This is a genomic window from Oceanobacillus iheyensis HTE831, assembly GCF_000011245.1.
GTDB classification, from domain to species: domain Bacteria; phylum Bacillota; class Bacilli; order Bacillales; family Amphibacillaceae; genus Oceanobacillus; species Oceanobacillus iheyensis.
Genome location: NC_004193.1, coordinates 3,520,482 through 3,536,467 on the forward strand (window position 1 = coordinate 3,520,482; position 15,986 = coordinate 3,536,467).

The following is a 15,986-nucleotide window of genomic DNA, read 5'->3' on the forward strand; positions in this document are numbered from 1 at the left end:
AAGAGAAAGAAAGCTTACTGCGATTGAAACTACAATATATGTTATTACGATGATTGCACTGCCTACTTACGCAACTTTATATCTACTATTTCTTCTAGGAACATAAAATAACAAAAAGGAATCGTTAGTAAGATGTAGAACTTAGTATATAGGTTCTATTGTGTTTTTTGCAAAGACCGTTTTAAAAATAAAGGAGGATTGCATGAGAATAAAATATGCAACGATGGGGATTCTTACAGGTATATTTATAATCGCATTTTTAAGATGGATTGGTGTGCCCATCTCAGCATTTAACGTATTTTCGTTATTAGGCGATCCCTCTCCGCTAAAATCAATACTCGTTGTTATTTTCTTATTGGCACTTATATATTTCCTGTTCAAGAAACCCACTACGAATCGAGGAGGGAATTATGAAGAAAATTAAAGATGAACGGCTAATCATTAAAATTTGAAAAATATTCGAGTTGCTTTTCTTGTTCAGACGATTGGAATCATCTCGATCTTAATGTATGATATGATGTGATAACGTTAGGATTATCGGAGGCTGGCAGAAGTACACTGTGGATTTAATTTGTTATTACTGTAGTGGTGTTCAACTTTATAAATATAGGAGTATCCATGGATGTCTACGATGATACCAAAAAGCCAAAAAAACCATTTCCATATTATCTAACTGTGACGATTATCGCTTTTATCGGGATCGTCGTCGGACTGCTCCAACTGCTCTACAGTGGTAAAATTTCTGACGCTATTATTGTAGGTAGTGTAATATTTATTTGCGCCCTCGTACCCTTTACGTATGCCCATTACCTACGAAAATAACGTACAGAACAACTTGATAAATAAATGCTGCACACTATTTTTAAATTACGACAACATAAGCGAATCACAGCTTTTTTTGTTTATCGAACTTTTCTATTCACCAATTCTATCGCAATTCTCTGTTTTTTTGGGTAATAGAGACTTTCTATTACCCAATTCTCTCGCGATTCTCTGCTCTTTTGGGCAATAGAGACCTTCTATTCACCAATTCTATCGCGATTCTCTGCTCTTTTGGTCAATAGAGACCTTCTATTCACCAATTCTCTCGCAATTCTCTGCTCTTTTGGGTAATAGAGGCCTTCTATTCACCAATTCTCTTGCGATTCTCCGCTCTTTTGGGCAATAGAGACCTTCTATTCACCAATTCTCTCGCTTTTCACAGCTCTTTTGGGTAATAGAGCTCTTCTATTCACCAATTCTATCGCTTTTCACAGCTCTTTTGGGTAATAGAGCTCTTCTATTCACCAATTCTATCGCTTTTCACAGCTTTTTTGGGTAATAGAGCTCTTCTATTCACCAATTCTATCGCTTTTCCCAGCTCTTTTGGGCAATAGAGCACGGTCGACAGTCGTCGCCTAGCAATCGTTTGCACGCGCCCCACGTCACGCCCCCAAACCGACAAAGAAATCCCGATCAACGCGCCGCGACTACAATCCTACAATCAAACACCCCCACGCAGGTCTGTCTCCTTAGCAATATCATCTACTGCCTTTAATATACGGTACACCGTTTGCTCGCGGTGCGTCCGCTCTTCCGATAAATCCAGCTAGTGCTAATATCGTTAATACGTATGGCGCGATCAGAAGTAGTACTTGTGGGACATTTTCTAGGAATGGCACACCGGAACTTACTACACTCAAGCTTTGCGCTAATCCGAAGAACAACGCTGCTCCCATTGCTCCGAGTGGATGCCACTTTCCAAAGATGACGGCCGCCAAAGCCATGAATCCTTGCCCAACAATGGTTACGCTGGAGAAGTTCGATGCAATGGTTAGTGCGAATACTGAACCACCTAATCCGCCCAACACCCCAGAAAGTATTACCGCTACATAGCGCATTCTTTCAACTTTTATTCCATTTGTATCGGCTGCCATTGGATGTTCTCCGACTGCACGAAGGCGTAGGCCAAATGGCGTCTTATATAAGACATACCATGCGACGAACGCGAGAATAATTGCCAAGTAAGATGTTACATATACACCTTGGAAAAAGATTGGTCCAATAACGGGAATCTTTTCAAGTATGGCTATATCTGTTGTGTAAAATGGTTGGCTGACCATATCGGTTTGCCCTTTATCATACCAAACCTTCGTCAAGTACACCCCAACACCGAGCGCAAGCATGTTAATGGCTACTCCACTAACTACCTGATTCGCGTGAAATGTAACTGATGCTACTGCATGGATGATAGAGAATATTCCACCGATTACCATTGCAACAACAATCGATACCCATGGAGTCCACGTTCCAAATACATCGGCAAACGTAAGGTTAAATACGATCCCAACGAACGCACCCATCACCATTAAACCCTCTAATCCAATGTTTACGACACCGGATCGCTCACTGAATACTCCGCCTAGCGCTGTTAAAATAAGAGGTGCTGAATAAAATAGAACCGTTGGAACAATGGATTGTAAAATATCTAGCATCTATTTTTCCTCCTTTTTAAAGCGAAGTACTGCCCAGCGAATAATATAACTTGATGCTACAAAGAAAATAATTAATGCAATAATAATATCTACTAATTCGGTCGGTACTCCTGCAGCTGTCGGCATTTCTCCGGCACCTTCTTTTAATGCTCCGAAAAGAATGGCAGCTAATACAACTCCAATCGCATTGTTCGATCCAAGTAATGCTACTGCTATCCCGTCAAATCCGAGATTGGTAAATCCAGCCATCACGGATATGGTACCGTATGTTCCCAGTCCTTCCATAGCTCCTGCTAGTCCTGCAAATGCTCCACCAATCACCATAGATAGAATGATATTTTTACTTACATTCATCCCAGCATAATTCGAAGCATGAAGATTGTACCCAACCGATTTCAATTCATACCCATAACTTGTCCGCTCGATAATAAACCACATGATAAATGCTGCGAGCAGCGCAATCAGAATACCATAGTGAACTCGAGAGTAAAAAGTAATGCCCTGTAACCATTCCGATGCTAAAGAAGCTGTTCCTGCAATCGATTCTGTGGTTGTATTTTGATCGGTTAAGACACTTCGTATAATTTCATTTGTGATAAACAACGCAATATAGTTCATCATAATCGTGATGATTACTTCATGTACTCCTAGTTTTGCTTTTAACAAACCAGGTAAGAAACCCCATAAACTACCAGCTAATGCACCAGCAATAATTGCAAGCGGCAGATGGACAATCATCGGTGCATCGATGGCTAGTCCAACCCAGACAGCAGCGAGCCAGCCAACAATTACTTGTCCCTCGGCACCAATATTAAATAGTCCAGTTTTAAATGCAAAAGCAACCGCAAGCCCTGTTAAGATTAATGGTGTTGTTCTGCGAATTGTTTCGCCAATCGTATAGGCATCGCCAAACGCACCATTCCATAACGCGGTATATCCTTGAATCGGATCGTGGCCGGATAACAGCATGATGACAGCTCCTGCCAGTAAACCGATAATAACCGAAATAATCGGTACTAATAATCCGAATAATTTATTGTTTGATGTCATTCGCTTGTCTCACCTGCCTTGTCCACTTTGCTTCCTGCCATTAACAGACCAAGCTCTTGTTCGTTTGTGTCTTCTGGTTTCACATCGGCGACAATCTTGCCATCAAACATCACGGCAATACGGTCGCTGACATTCATAATTTCATCCAATTCAAAGGAAACAAGAAGGATTGCACGTCCTTTATCCCGTTCTTCGATCAATTTCTTATGGATAAACTCAATCGCACCCACATCCAGACCTCTCGTTGGCTGTGCAGCAATTAATAATGCCGGCGAACGATCAACTTCACGTCCAATTATTGCTTTTTGCTGATTTCCACCAGATAATGCTCTTGCTTTTGTATACACACTCGGTGTACGTACATCGTAATCCTCGATAATGCTTGTCGCCTTTTCAAATATCGCCTTATAATTCAAGACTTTCGCTTTCGAGAACGGTTTTTGATAGTACGTTTGCAAGACAATATTTTCACCAATCGAATAATCCAATACAAGTCCATATTTATGACGATCCTGCGGAATATGCCCAATACCGCTTTCGGTGATTTTTCTTGGAGATAGATTTGCAATTTCTTTATTATGTAATTGGATCGACCCTGATTTTGTTTTTCGCAGTCCCGTAATTGCCTCTATTAATTCCGATTGTCCATTGCCATCTACACCGGCAATCCCAACAATTTCTCCAGCACGAATTGTTAAATCAAGCCCTTTTACCAAATCTACTTTTCTAGCATCTCGTACAAAGAGATTGTTAATTTCAAGAACATTTTCTTTCGGCTGTGAAGGCGTTTTTTCTGTTTTAAAATTCACTTCACGTCCAACCATTAACGATGCTAATTCGGTTGTGTTGGTATCTGCCACAGTAACAGTCCCAATCCCTTTTCCTTTACGAATAACGGTGCAACGATCGCATACTTCCATAATTTCTTTCAGTTTATGTGTAATGAGAATAATCGATTTTCCTTCTTTAATAAGCGCCCGCATAATCACGATCAGTTCATTAATTTCTTGTGGTGTTAATACTGCCGTTGGCTCATCAAAAATCAGCACCTCTGCCCCACGATAAAGGGTTTTTAGGATCTCCACTCGCTGTTGCATCCCAACAGAAATATCGCTAATTTTCGCATCTGGATCAACACGAAGTCCATATTGATCCGATAATGCTTGAATTTCCTGTCTCGCTTTCGATAAATCAATCTTGCCAAATTTATTGGTTGGCTCACTACCGAGCACAATATTTTGTGTAACAGTAAAGGGTTCAACTAACATAAAATGCTGATGCACCATGCCAATCCCTAGATTATTCGCAATATTGGGATTTGTGATGTTAGCCGTTTTTCCATTTACACGAATTTCGCCCTTTTCCGGTTGATACAATCCAAATAAGACATTCATTAATGTCGATTTACCCGCTCCGTTCTCACCTAACAGAGCATGAATTTCCCCTTTTTCCACTTGCACAGTGATATTATCATTAGCGACAATACCTGGAAATTCCTTTCTGATATTCAACATTTCAATTGCATAATCCACTCGTTTTCACTCCTATAATAAAACGTTTGATTCACAACCTCGAACAGCAAGGAATATAGACAAATTAATTATAAGAAAAAGGCTTCTACATACTAATAACTAGAGCACATCGAAACGTAGTGACTGGACAGCATCAACATCATGATGAAATAGTAACCTATGATGACTTTCACTCTATGGCAAAAGGGATACGAAGTCTCTACTAAAATCAAATCATCCTTGCTTCTTTTTTTAAGAAGCAAGAATTGATTCAAGATCGCTCGTTTCACATACTGTAAGCTAAAAGCAGGAAAAACCTTTTTCATTGTATTTTTAAACTTATATAATTATAAAGCTCGCTAACACTTGTATTGCTTATAGTGATTCTAAAAATGTAGTTAATTCTTCTTCTGTATGTGGAACTTCAATTTCACCGTTTAAGATTTGTTTAGTATAATCTTCGATAGCGGTAATGATATCTTCTGTCATCGCTTCTTCGTTTGTAGTAGCGGCAACAATCGCATCATCTTCTATTCCATACTCTAACGTCTCTCCACCAGGGAATTCGCCAAGCATTCCACGATTCGCAACATCTTGTACAGCTACGTCTACACGTTTCACCATAGATGTTAATGTTACGTTATGATCGCCAATCGCACCTTCTTCGTGCTGATCACGGTCAACACCAATTACCCAAATCTCACGCTCTGGATCATTTTGTTTAATGTCTTTTGCTTGGTTAAATACTCCATTACCAGTTGCACCAGATGCATGATAAATCACATCTACGCCGCTGTCATACATGTTTGTTGCAATTAACTTTCCTTTTGCAGCATCAGCAAATGACTCTGCATACTGAACATCCACTTCGATATCAGGATTTACTGATTTCGCTCCAGCGATAAAGCCAGATTCGAATTTTTTGATTAATGGAGAATCTACTCCACCAACAAAACCTATTTTATCTGTAGTAGTTTTCATTGCTGCAGCTACACCAACCAAGAATGAACCTTGGTGTTCACTGAATGTAATACCTACTGCATTATCCGCTTCCACAACATCATCCACTAGCGCAAAGTTCGTATCTGGATATTGCTCAGCAGCTTTTTGAATATCTTCTTTTAATTCAAATCCAATTCCATAAACTAAATCATATTCATCACGTACAAAACGCGTTAAATTCGGCATATAATCCGCCTTGTCCGAAGACTGTGCATAATCAAAACCATTACCTTGAGATAAACCGTTCACTTCTCCCCATGCAGTAATACCTTCCCATGCGGATTGGTTAAATGATTTATCATCTACTCCACCGATATCTGTAACCATTGCAATACTATAATCATCAGAAGCAGTTGCTTCACCTTCACCACTTGTACCTTCTTCTGTTCCTTCTGCACCTGCATCGCTTTCTTCGCCTTCATCCGAACTACCACATGCAGCTAAGAACAGACCGAATGTTAAAACCAAAACAAACAACAAAAACTTATGATTTTTCATTTTTTTCCCTCCTGTTTTGACTTTCTTATGTAGGAACAAACACCCAATAAGCATTTGAACCCTTGCTTTTATTCCGACCTTTATACTCAAATAATCTATTTATCTATGAGTATATAGCAATAAATTGCCCCCTTAAAATAAACAATTAAAAACATTGCTAAAAGAATACGAAATACAAAATTTATATTACCACTATTACTTGGAATTTGAAATACTATTGTAAAAAATATTTTTAAAATTGTTATCTTATTGTTAACAATTTATCGGTTAGAAGCTACTAGTCCTATGTCCCTAGCAACTTTTAATCTTTTTATTCATTTTCACTATTCAGGTAAATAATGTAAAATTTTGATTAGGTATCATTGATTAGGGAATGGTTTTGTAAAGAAATGTTATTTTTACAAGGAGGGTATAGATGAGTATACTCGTGTATTTTATTGCGCCTATGATAGCTGTTACAGTAGTGCATCTTATTATGCACGCGAAGTATAAGAACTCAGAAAAGATAGATAAGGGCTTTGTCTTTATCTACCATAAGTTAACCTATCGCAGAAAATTCATCCGATCGTTATGGAATATCCCCATTTTTACCTTGATTTTCCTTGGGGTATATTGGAGTACAAATTTAACCTCAACCGAATATATGATTTTTGCAATGATTTGTATCTTCCTTTTTCTACTAGATTTCCTGTATACATTTGTAAAGTGGCGGAAGTCGGAAAAAGGTTCGTTTAATCAAGTATAGCTCATGAAATAGTCTGCTCCACTTTTGAAAATAGGAAAAAGGACGGTCATGAGCTTGATGGTCATAACCGTCCTTTTTAATTCTTACATTTAGAAAAATCCTTTTACTCCGCAGCGTTATTAAGCGTGTCACTAATTAATGCTAAGTAATCATCAATGGTATACGAGATCGCAAGTGGATTCGGCGTACCTGCAGCACCCAACTCAGAAGTACCATTAATAAAAGCAACCGATCCTTGCTCAACCGCTGGAATTTGTCCAAGTATTGGATCATTTTGAATTGTTTCCACTAACGTTTCATCACCATAACCCAGGATAACATCGACATCATTTAAGATATCTGCATTCTCTGCACTAAGGTTTAATGAATAGTCGGTCTCATTTTCCAATTGATTTAAGATCTCTTCTGGGAATTCCATCTCTAATTCTTCCGTCAAGAACTTCACACGTGTATCCGTTGGAGTATATAGATGCATACTCGATGTGTCTGTAGCAGAGAAGTTTACCCAAGCTACTTTCTTACCACTGATTTCAGGATGATCTTCTAATTTCTCATCAATTAGAGTCTCTGTATCCTCAATTAATTCTTCCCCTTTTTCCTTCATTCCCATGCCTTCAGCACTCATCATTACTTGCTCGCGCCAAGAAGTCGTCCATGGAGAAACAGGATAAGCTACTACAGGAGCGATTTCTGTCAATAAATCGTAATCCTCTTGCGTAATTCCTGAATATGCTGCCAAAATAACATCGGGATTACTATCTGCAATCGCTTCAAAATCTAACCCATCCGTATCTTGGAATACATTCGGATCTTCAACATTTAATTCCTCTAATTTTTCCGCAGTCCACGGCAATAATCCACTATCATCTTCCACACCAAAATTCGCTGCAGAGAAACCAACTGGAACAACACCAAGTGCTAATGCAACATCCTGATTCCCCCATTGAATAGTAGTTACACGCTCAGGCGTTTCTTCAATTACCGTTTCACCAAACGCATGCTCAATTACAATAGGCTCTGAACTTTCTGCAGCCTCTTCCGTATTATCTTCCTCTGTATCAGCCTCTGCTGAATCTGCATCATTAGAAGAACAACCAATGAGCAATGCAAACATAACGATGGATAATAATATGTAATACAAATAATGTCTCGATTTCATCTGTCCTAATTCCCCCCTACTTTTCATCTAAATAATAATGATAATCATTATCAATAACACTACTTCACAATCTTAAACTTGTCAAAGTATTTTTAATTAGGTAGCTTTAGAAGGAAGGATAGAAATCTGATTTTTGAAAAATATAATTACCAAGCTGCTTCTCTGAGGAGGGAAAAGAATGAAAACAATCGGGTTAATCGGTGGAATGAGCTGGGAGTCATCCAGTGAATATTACCGTATAATAAATGAAGAAGTGAAAGCTAGATTAGGAGGATTACATTCTGCAAAATGCATTCTATATAGCGTAGATTTTGCTGACATCGAAAGGGATCAATCATTAGGTGATTGGAAAAGCGCAGGCCACAAATTAGCACATGCCGCACACTCATTAGAAAAAGCTGGAGCAGATTTTATTATTATTTGTACCAACACCATGCACAAGACCGTAGAAGACATCGAAAAAGCGATATCTATCCCCATACTACACATTGCAGATGCAACTGCAACAAAGATTAAGTCCACAAACATAAACACAATTGGTTTGCTAGGAACAACCTACACCATGCAACACGATTTTTACAAAAATCGAATCAAAATGAGCGGGATAAATGTTATTATTCCTGACTCTGATGATATAAATAAATTAAACAAAATCATTTTTGAAGAGCTTTGCTTAGGAATTATTAACGAACAATCCAAAGCGTATTATATTAGCGTAATAAATAATTTGATGAATCGAGGAGCTGAAGGAATCATATTCGGATGTACGGAGATAGGATTATTAATTCAAGAAAAAGAACTGGACATTCCTATTTTTGATACCACAAAAATTCATGCACTCGATGCAGTGAATATAGCTTTGAAGATGGATTAATTGCTTATTTATTGTTATTTTCTTTCCAATTGTACGGTATATTTATCCATTCCCAAGCAATATAACCTACGTATAGAAAAATTGGAAAAACAATAGTATACCCCCAATCAATGCCATCATCAAAGATGATTTGTTTAAGCAGTAGGAATATAAAAGCAAAAATAGGAATACGGAGATATTTTTTTAACATGCGCTTCACTCCTGTAGCTTTTGTTTTATAGAAGAAATAACATAGGGGGCACATTCTGATGAATTTGTATTATTTAGCAATAACTTATGATATATGTGAACACAATCATTTCGTTGAAGAGATGAATGAATATCGCTTAGATCCAAATGTTGAGATCGAACAACAACTAATTAAATTAGCTAAAAAAGATATAGTTCCACTTATAAAAGTATATCAATCTATGACCAATGACTTTAAAGAAGTAACTCTATATAAAGAATATATATTCAAGGAATACGAATGTAAATGTAATAACTAAACCAATTTTATAATAAGGCTTTTTAAAATTGTATAGAAAAAAGAAATACCCTCGCTTTGGTAATCAGGATTCTATTCACCATATATTCACCGTTCCGCTTGGTTTTTGGTTAATAGACGAGCTCTATTCACCAATTGTCTTGCATTTCTCTTCTTTTTTGGTCAATAGACAGGCTCTATTCACCAATTGTCTTGCATTTTTCTTCTTTTTTGGTCAATAGACGAGCTCTATTCACCAATTAGCTGCCATTCTGCTTGGTTTTTGGTTTAGAGACAGGTTGTAATAAAATTTGATACGTTGAATCACCCCACCTAGCGAAAGAAAAACACGCAGACTCCTGTGACAACGCGCAGTATGAAGACCCCGCAGAAAAAAGCGACCTCCTTTTTTCGAGGAGGCTGAGGACAAAACCACGGAAAGCGCAGTGTTTTTCCGCAGCGCCTGCTTACATTTACACTAAAGAAATACGCACTCAAAATTACAATGTCGTAATAATTGGGCCATCTTCCGTTACAATAATAGTATGTTCGTATTGAGCGACCGCGCTTTCCACCGTTAAGAAGGTCCAGCCGTCTTCTCCTTGATAGACTTGCTCTTCAAATGTTGAGATAAATGGCTCAAAGGCGATAACCATGCCATCTTTTAAAATCTCATTATCCCAACGAGAGAAGTAACTGAAAATATGATCTGGCGCTTCATGTATCGAGCGGCCAATTCCGTGTCCGGTAAGGTTCTTGATCACGGTTAAGCCATGTTTTTTTGCCACATTGTGTGCAGCTTTCCCAAGCGCACTTGTGCTCACACCTGGTTTTGCCTTCTCCAACCCAGCTTCGAATGCTTCTTTTACCACATCACATACTTTCTGTGACATTTCCTCCCCTTGCCCAGCTACAAAGGAAATTCCCGTATCTGCAAAATAACCATTTTTCGACCCGGAAACATCTATGTTAACAATATCGCCTTCCTCAATTACCCGTTCGCCGGGAATCCCGTGCGCTACTTCTTCATTAATGCTAATGCATGTATATCCTGGGAAATCATACTCTCCTTTTGGCGCCGATTGAGCTCCTGCTTGTGCAAACATCGTGCCTGCCATTTCATCAAGTTCTTTTGTAGTCATTCCCGGTTTGGTAGAACGAACCAATTCATCCCGAATCGCTCCACAAATTTTACCTATTTCTTTTAATCCGTTGAAATCCGCTTCTGTCTTTGCAATCATCGTATATACACCTACTTTTTTACATATGTTATGTTCTTTGTGATATTTTGGAACCTATTCTAGTATAGAAGAAATACCTTTTTCTTCAACACATTTAATTCTCTTTCGTTTTGAATACCGTATACATCAGCGGTCCGGCAAAAAATAATCCCCCAACAGCTGACCCTAAGAATACAGCAGAATAGGACATTAATTCAATTTCCCTTCCTAAAAAGTAATCAAGGATTATACGAAAAATCGTTATCGAAGCTGGAAGCACGAAGGCTGCACACAACATTATTTTTACACCTTTGGACACGTAATTACCCCCTTCATATACAATTGTAAAGCCGAAACTTACTGCTCCCAAAGCGTAATTTGTTCTTCTTTATAATACATTTGCTGGGAACCGCCGAAACGAACCAAATATCTTTCACGCTTTTCATCAATGTACACCACCGTGCCCACTAGGGGCATATGCTTATCATCTACAGTCACCATATCACCAATATTGAATTTATCCATCGTATCCGCTCCATTCTTTGTTCCACCTTATTCTGTACAAACCCGTTCAAATTCATCACTTCTTCTTATTATACTAAACTTCTCCTCGTTTTTTAATCCTGTTCACCCGGTTTTCTCTCAAACGATTTTTACAATACCAAACAAAAACAACAAAAATTAAAAATAAACAGAAAAAATGTTATACTTAAAGCAAACGCAAATAAAGATAATGTAAGGGGGTATGTTTCTTGAAAACAGATAAGCAACAAGCATTAATCTCTTTATATGAAAGTAAGCACAATGAAAAAGAAAAAGTGAAATCGCATGAGCATGATACGTATCAATTGCTATATACGCTAAAAGGCACTGGTATCTGTACATTGAACCATCAAGAGTATGCAATTGCACAAGATAATTTTATTATTATTCCACCTGAAACGGAACACTCCATAGCTGCATCATCAAAAATGACTGTTTTGGTGCTTGAATTTGAAGCAGATATTTTTCACTCAGATGTGAAAATGGAGCTAATTCCCGAGGTATTTCGATCTGCGCGTGTACAAAAACTCAGTACATTTGATAGCAGTGAGATACGGCAACTACTTCGTAAAATGCTCTATGAACAATCCTATGGAGATAATTTATGGGAAACGGGTATCAAAATATATATGGCAGAGCTATTTTTTATCATTGCTCGTTCTTTTCACGAACCTTCGCAAACGGATATTAATACATTACGTGTCGAACAGCTAAAACATTATATAGATACACGCTATTTTGACATAAAAAATGCAGAAGATATCGCAGATCGAATGGACATGAGCAAACGTTACATACAAAGTATTTTCAAAGAATACTATAATAGCACGCCGATGCAATACTTGACCGAAGTACGACTTGGCTTAGTGAAACAGATGCTAGTCGACACCGATAAAGATATTGTTTCCATCTGTTTTGAAGTTGGTTTCGAATCACTATCCACCTTTTACCGATTATTTAAGAACAACGTCGGTGTACCGCCTAATATGTATCGACTTACGCAGAGAGAACGTTAGGGTTTTGAAAGACTATGATTCTGTTTTTTAATTGTGTTCCGAAATTGAGAATTTGTTTCCCCTTCTAATAAGACACTCTATGTGGTTATGTTTACACTTAACGTAATCAGTTTTAGGAGGGAATTACATGACTACAAAAAAGATAGGAATCATTATGAACGGTGTTACGGGACGTATGGGAACGAGACAACATTTAATCCGTTCCATTGTTGCTATAAGAGAACAAGGTGGCGTACAGCTGGATAATGGAGATTATCTCATGCCTGATCCGATTCTTGTTGGTCGTAATGAGAACAAATTGAAAGCGCTTGCCAACGAGCATTCCATTGAGCGATGGACGACGAATTTAGAAGAGGCATTAGCAGATGAATCTAACATCATTTACTTTGATTCACAAACTACTTCCCGTCGTGAAAAAGCCATTCAACAAGCAATAGAGGCAAATAAACATATTTACTGTGAAAAACCAACTTCAACGTCACTAGAAGGTTCATTGAGACTAGCGAAACTTGCAAAAGATGCCGGCATCAAAAATGGTGTGGTTCAAGATAAATTATTTTTACCAGGCGTGATGAAGCTAAAACGATTAATCGATGCTGGATTCTTTGGAGAAATTTTGTCTGTTCGTATGGAATTTGGCTATTGGGTTTTTGAAGGTGATTGGCAGGAATGTCAGCGTCCATCTTGGAATTATAAAAAAGAAGAAGGCGGCGGCATCATCGTGGATATGTTCCCGCACTGGCGTTATGTGTTAGACCATTTATTCGGTTCGGTGCAAGCACTTTCTACTGTGGCAACTACACATATTACCAAACGTGTGGATGAAGACGGCAATACGTACGAAGCTACTGCTGATGACGCTGCATACGCAACCTTTGAATTGGAAAATGGTGTAATAGCAAGTGTCAATTCATCTTGGGCGGTGCGTGTAGATCGTGATGATTTATTGACTATACAAATAGACGGCACGGAAGCAAGTGCGGTAGCTGGTTTACGTGATTGTAAAACACAGCATCGAGTCAACACACCAAAACCAGTATGGAATCCGGACCTTCAAAACACGATTGATTTCCAAGATCAATGGGATGAAGTACCAGATAACCAATTGTTTGAGAATGCCTTTAAAATCCAGTGGGAAATGTTCTTAAAACATGTTGTGCAGGATGACGCTTTCCCGTGGGATTTATTAGAAGGTGCAAAAGGTACTCAGCTAGCAGACTTGGGCTTACAATCTTCACAAGAACGTCGTTGGCTCGACGTACCAAGCTTGGATGTCTAAAGGAGGCCGTCACGATGAATATTTATTTACCTCATTCAGATGGAACAACGTATCTATATGAATTAGTAAATCGGGAACCTTTACCAAAACCAGAGAAAAGCTCCTTCCATTCACGGGTTGCCTATTCAGCTGCGCATGTCGTAGCTGATCCATTTGCCAGCAATGATCCATTACAGGAACCTGCGATAGATTGGGAGCTTACGATGCAATATCGCCATTACCTTTGGTCCCTCGGCATGTCTGTTGCAGAGGCAATGGATACGGCACAACGCGGCATGGGGCTTCACTGGGAACATGCGAAAGAACTAATTACCCGCTCGGTAAAAGAGGCAAAAAGCGTTGGTGGAAATATCGCAAGCGGCGCTGGAACGGACCATCTGACTCCTAGTCCAGATGTACGTGTAGAAGATGTCATTCATGCCTATGAAGAACAGGTAGCCTTTGTAGAAGGAGCAGGCAGTAAAGTAATTCTCATGGCCAGTCGTGCGCTCGCCGCTTGTGCCACTTCTGCGTCGGATTACGAATATGTATATAACCGTATTCTAAGTCAGGTGTCCCAACCAGTGATTTTACATTGGTTAGGAGATATGTTCGACCCTCAGTTAGCAGGGTATTGGGGCCATGAGAACTTGGACGACGCTATGGACGTCTGCCTCCGTATCATCCATGCACATGCCGATAAGATTGAAGGCATTAAACTGTCCTTATTAGATGACCAAAAAGAGATTACGATGCGTAGAAGATTACCAGAAAATGTGCGGATGTACACGGGGGATGACTTTAACTATACACCGCTTATTGAGGGAGATAGCCAAGGTTACAGCGATGCTTTACTTGGAATTTTTGATGCGATTGCTCCGGCAGCTTCCTCTGCGTTTCAAGCTTTAGACCAAGGAGATCTAGAAACCTATCGCGAACGATTAGATAAAACGACGCCACTCGCCCGTCATATCTTTCAGAAACCGACATTTGCATACAAAACAGGGATTGTTTTCCTTGCTTATTTAAATGGTCATCAGCCTCATTTTCGAATGATTGCAGGAGCAGAAAGCGCACGTTCTATTCTCCACTTCACGAAACTGTTTGAACTGGCAGATCAAGCGAATGTGCTCACCGATCCAGAGCTGGCCATTGCACGCATGCAGCCAATACTAGAACTAGCTGGAATAAAGCAATTGGAGGTGAAAAAATAATGGAAACAAAACTAGATTTACAGCGATTGAGTCTCAATCAAATCACTACGGAAAATTGGTCATTGGAAGAAGCCATCAATGGCTGCGTCGATCATGAAATACCTGTAATATCCGTTTGGCGCCATAAAATTGCAGAAGTAGGATTGAAAGAAGCGAAAAAAATGATTGCTGCATCCGGTTTGAATGTTTCCAGTGTTTGCCGAGGCGGGATGTTTCCTGCGCTTACTTCAGCAGAGCGGAACGAACGAATAGAGGATAATAAAGTAGCAATTGAAGAAGCAGCCGAACTAGGGACAGATGTACTTGTACTTGTCTGTGGCCCATCGCCGCATAAAGATATTGCAGAAGGCCGGAAATGGGTGCAAGAAGGGATCGAGAAAATCATTCCATTCGCAGAGCAACATAATGTGAAATTAGGGATTGAACCACTCCATCCGATGTTTGCTGCCGATCGTTCTGTCATTACTACGTTAGGGGAGGCAAACACGCTTCAACGATCATTAGGTTCTTCACAAGTCGGTGTTGTGATCGATGCCTTTCATGTGTGGTGGGATCCGTTCCTATATCAAGAAATAGATAAAGCTAAAGGAACGATTCTCGGCTACCATGTTTCCGATTGGAAAGTGCCGCTTCCCGATTTATTTAAAGGCCGATCGATGATGGGGGATGGTGTCATTGATTTACCACGAATTCGCCAGGCCGTAGAAAAGAACGGTTACGACGGACCAATCGAAGTGGAGATCATTAACCAAGCTATCTGGGATATGCCCGGAGATGAAAGTCTAGAGCTCATCAAAGAGCGCTTCTTAACTACGGTATAACAGGGATTTCACTGCCCGTAACTTACAGCATGAAACAGCAGGTAAGAGTTTGAAAACTTTTTTTAGAAATATACTTGTACTTACCTTAAAGCGGCTGGTGAGACTGCGGTTTGCTCATGCATTCAGGGTCTCACT

The 15,986-nt window shown here is 39.2% G+C and carries 17 protein-coding genes; 8 read left to right on the forward strand and 9 right to left on the reverse strand.

Features of this window, described 5'->3' with window-relative positions; genetic code table 11:
• Positions 1-202 precede the first annotated feature (202 nt).
• A complete protein-coding gene (locus OB_RS17245) occupies positions 203-424 on the forward strand; it encodes a hypothetical protein (RefSeq protein WP_011067781.1) in 222 nt (73 codons plus the stop codon).
• A gap of 194 nt (positions 425-618) precedes the next feature.
• Positions 619-822, forward strand: coding sequence for a hypothetical protein (locus OB_RS18700; protein ID WP_011067782.1), 204 nt, complete (start codon positions 619-621; stop codon positions 820-822).
• Positions 823-1,520: 698 nt separating this feature from the next.
• Here OB_RS18700 and OB_RS17255 read toward each other — a convergent pair.
• The 5 genes from OB_RS17255 to OB_RS17280 all read right to left on the reverse strand — a co-directional run bounded on the left by OB_RS17255 (position 1,521) and on the right by OB_RS17280 (position 8,439).
• Positions 1,521-2,474, reverse strand: coding sequence for an ABC transporter permease (locus tag OB_RS17255; protein ID WP_011067783.1), 954 nt, complete (start codon positions 2,472-2,474; stop codon positions 1,521-1,523).
• Positions 2,475-3,524, reverse strand: a complete 1,050-nt coding sequence (locus tag OB_RS17260) for an ABC transporter permease (RefSeq protein ID WP_011067784.1) — start codon at positions 3,522-3,524, stop codon at positions 2,475-2,477.
• Positions 3,521-5,056, reverse strand: coding sequence for an ABC transporter ATP-binding protein (locus OB_RS17265; RefSeq protein WP_011067785.1), 1,536 nt, complete (start codon positions 5,054-5,056; stop codon positions 3,521-3,523). Before OB_RS17265 ends, OB_RS17260 begins: the two co-directional genes overlap by 4 nt.
• Positions 5,057-5,410: 354 nt before the next feature.
• A complete protein-coding gene (locus tag OB_RS17270) occupies positions 5,411-6,535 on the reverse strand; it encodes a BMP family lipoprotein (protein WP_011067786.1) in 1,125 nt (374 codons plus the stop codon).
• An 848-nt stretch (positions 6,536-7,383) separates the two neighbouring features.
• Positions 7,384-8,439: an ABC transporter substrate-binding protein gene (locus OB_RS17280; RefSeq protein ID WP_011067788.1), complete on the reverse strand. Its 1,056-nt coding sequence runs from the start codon at positions 8,437-8,439 to the stop codon at positions 7,384-7,386.
• Between the two features lie 178 nt (positions 8,440-8,617).
• On the opposite strand from OB_RS17280, the gene OB_RS17285 reads away from it, so the two are divergent.
• The gene (locus OB_RS17285) at positions 8,618-9,313 is read left to right on the forward strand and encodes an aspartate/glutamate racemase family protein (RefSeq protein WP_011067789.1); all 696 of its coding nucleotides are present in this window, start codon (positions 8,618-8,620) and stop codon (positions 9,311-9,313) included.
• A gap of 4 nt (positions 9,314-9,317) precedes the next feature.
• Here OB_RS17285 and OB_RS17290 read toward each other — a convergent pair whose 3' ends face one another.
• The gene (locus OB_RS17290; RefSeq protein ID WP_011067790.1) at positions 9,318-9,503 is read right to left on the reverse strand and encodes a hypothetical protein; all 186 of its coding nucleotides are present in this window, start codon (positions 9,501-9,503) and stop codon (positions 9,318-9,320) included.
• Between the two features lie 58 nt (positions 9,504-9,561).
• Here OB_RS17290 and OB_RS17295 point away from each other — a divergent pair, with 58 nt between their 5' ends.
• Entirely contained in the window at positions 9,562-9,801 is a 240-nt protein-coding gene (locus OB_RS17295; RefSeq protein WP_011067791.1) for a hypothetical protein, read from the forward strand.
• A 478-nt stretch (positions 9,802-10,279) separates the two neighbouring features.
• On the opposite strand, the gene map is transcribed toward OB_RS17295, so the two are convergent.
• From map to OB_RS18540, 3 genes are all read right to left on the reverse strand, one after another.
• Entirely contained in the window at positions 10,280-11,020 is a 741-nt protein-coding gene (gene map / locus OB_RS17300; protein WP_011067792.1) for a type I methionyl aminopeptidase, read from the reverse strand.
• Between the two features lie 94 nt (positions 11,021-11,114).
• Complete coding sequence (locus tag OB_RS17305) at positions 11,115-11,318, reverse strand: hypothetical protein (RefSeq protein WP_011067793.1); 204 nt, start codon at positions 11,316-11,318, stop codon at positions 11,115-11,117.
• 38 nt (positions 11,319-11,356) lie between these two features.
• On the reverse strand, positions 11,357-11,524 hold the full coding sequence (locus tag OB_RS18540; RefSeq protein ID WP_011067794.1) for a hypothetical protein: 168 nt from the start codon (positions 11,522-11,524) through the stop codon (positions 11,357-11,359).
• Between the two features lie 227 nt (positions 11,525-11,751).
• Between OB_RS18540 and OB_RS17310 the strand changes: the two genes are divergently transcribed.
• The 4 genes from OB_RS17310 to OB_RS17325 all read left to right on the forward strand — a co-directional run bounded on the left by OB_RS17310 (position 11,752) and on the right by OB_RS17325 (position 15,851).
• Positions 11,752-12,558, forward strand: a complete 807-nt coding sequence (locus OB_RS17310; protein WP_011067795.1) for an AraC family transcriptional regulator — start codon at positions 11,752-11,754, stop codon at positions 12,556-12,558.
• Positions 12,559-12,685: 127 nt separating this feature from the next.
• On the forward strand, positions 12,686-13,837 hold the full coding sequence (locus OB_RS17315; protein WP_011067796.1) for a Gfo/Idh/MocA family protein: 1,152 nt from the start codon (positions 12,686-12,688) through the stop codon (positions 13,835-13,837).
• Positions 13,838-13,851: 14 nt separating this feature from the next.
• Positions 13,852-15,030, forward strand: coding sequence for a dihydrodipicolinate synthase family protein (locus tag OB_RS17320; protein ID WP_011067797.1), 1,179 nt, complete (start codon positions 13,852-13,854; stop codon positions 15,028-15,030).
• Positions 15,030-15,851, forward strand: a complete 822-nt coding sequence (locus tag OB_RS17325) for a sugar phosphate isomerase/epimerase family protein (RefSeq protein WP_011067798.1) — start codon at positions 15,030-15,032, stop codon at positions 15,849-15,851. The genes OB_RS17320 and OB_RS17325 overlap by 1 nt, the downstream gene beginning before the upstream one ends.
• Positions 15,852-15,986: the final 135 nt, after the last annotated feature.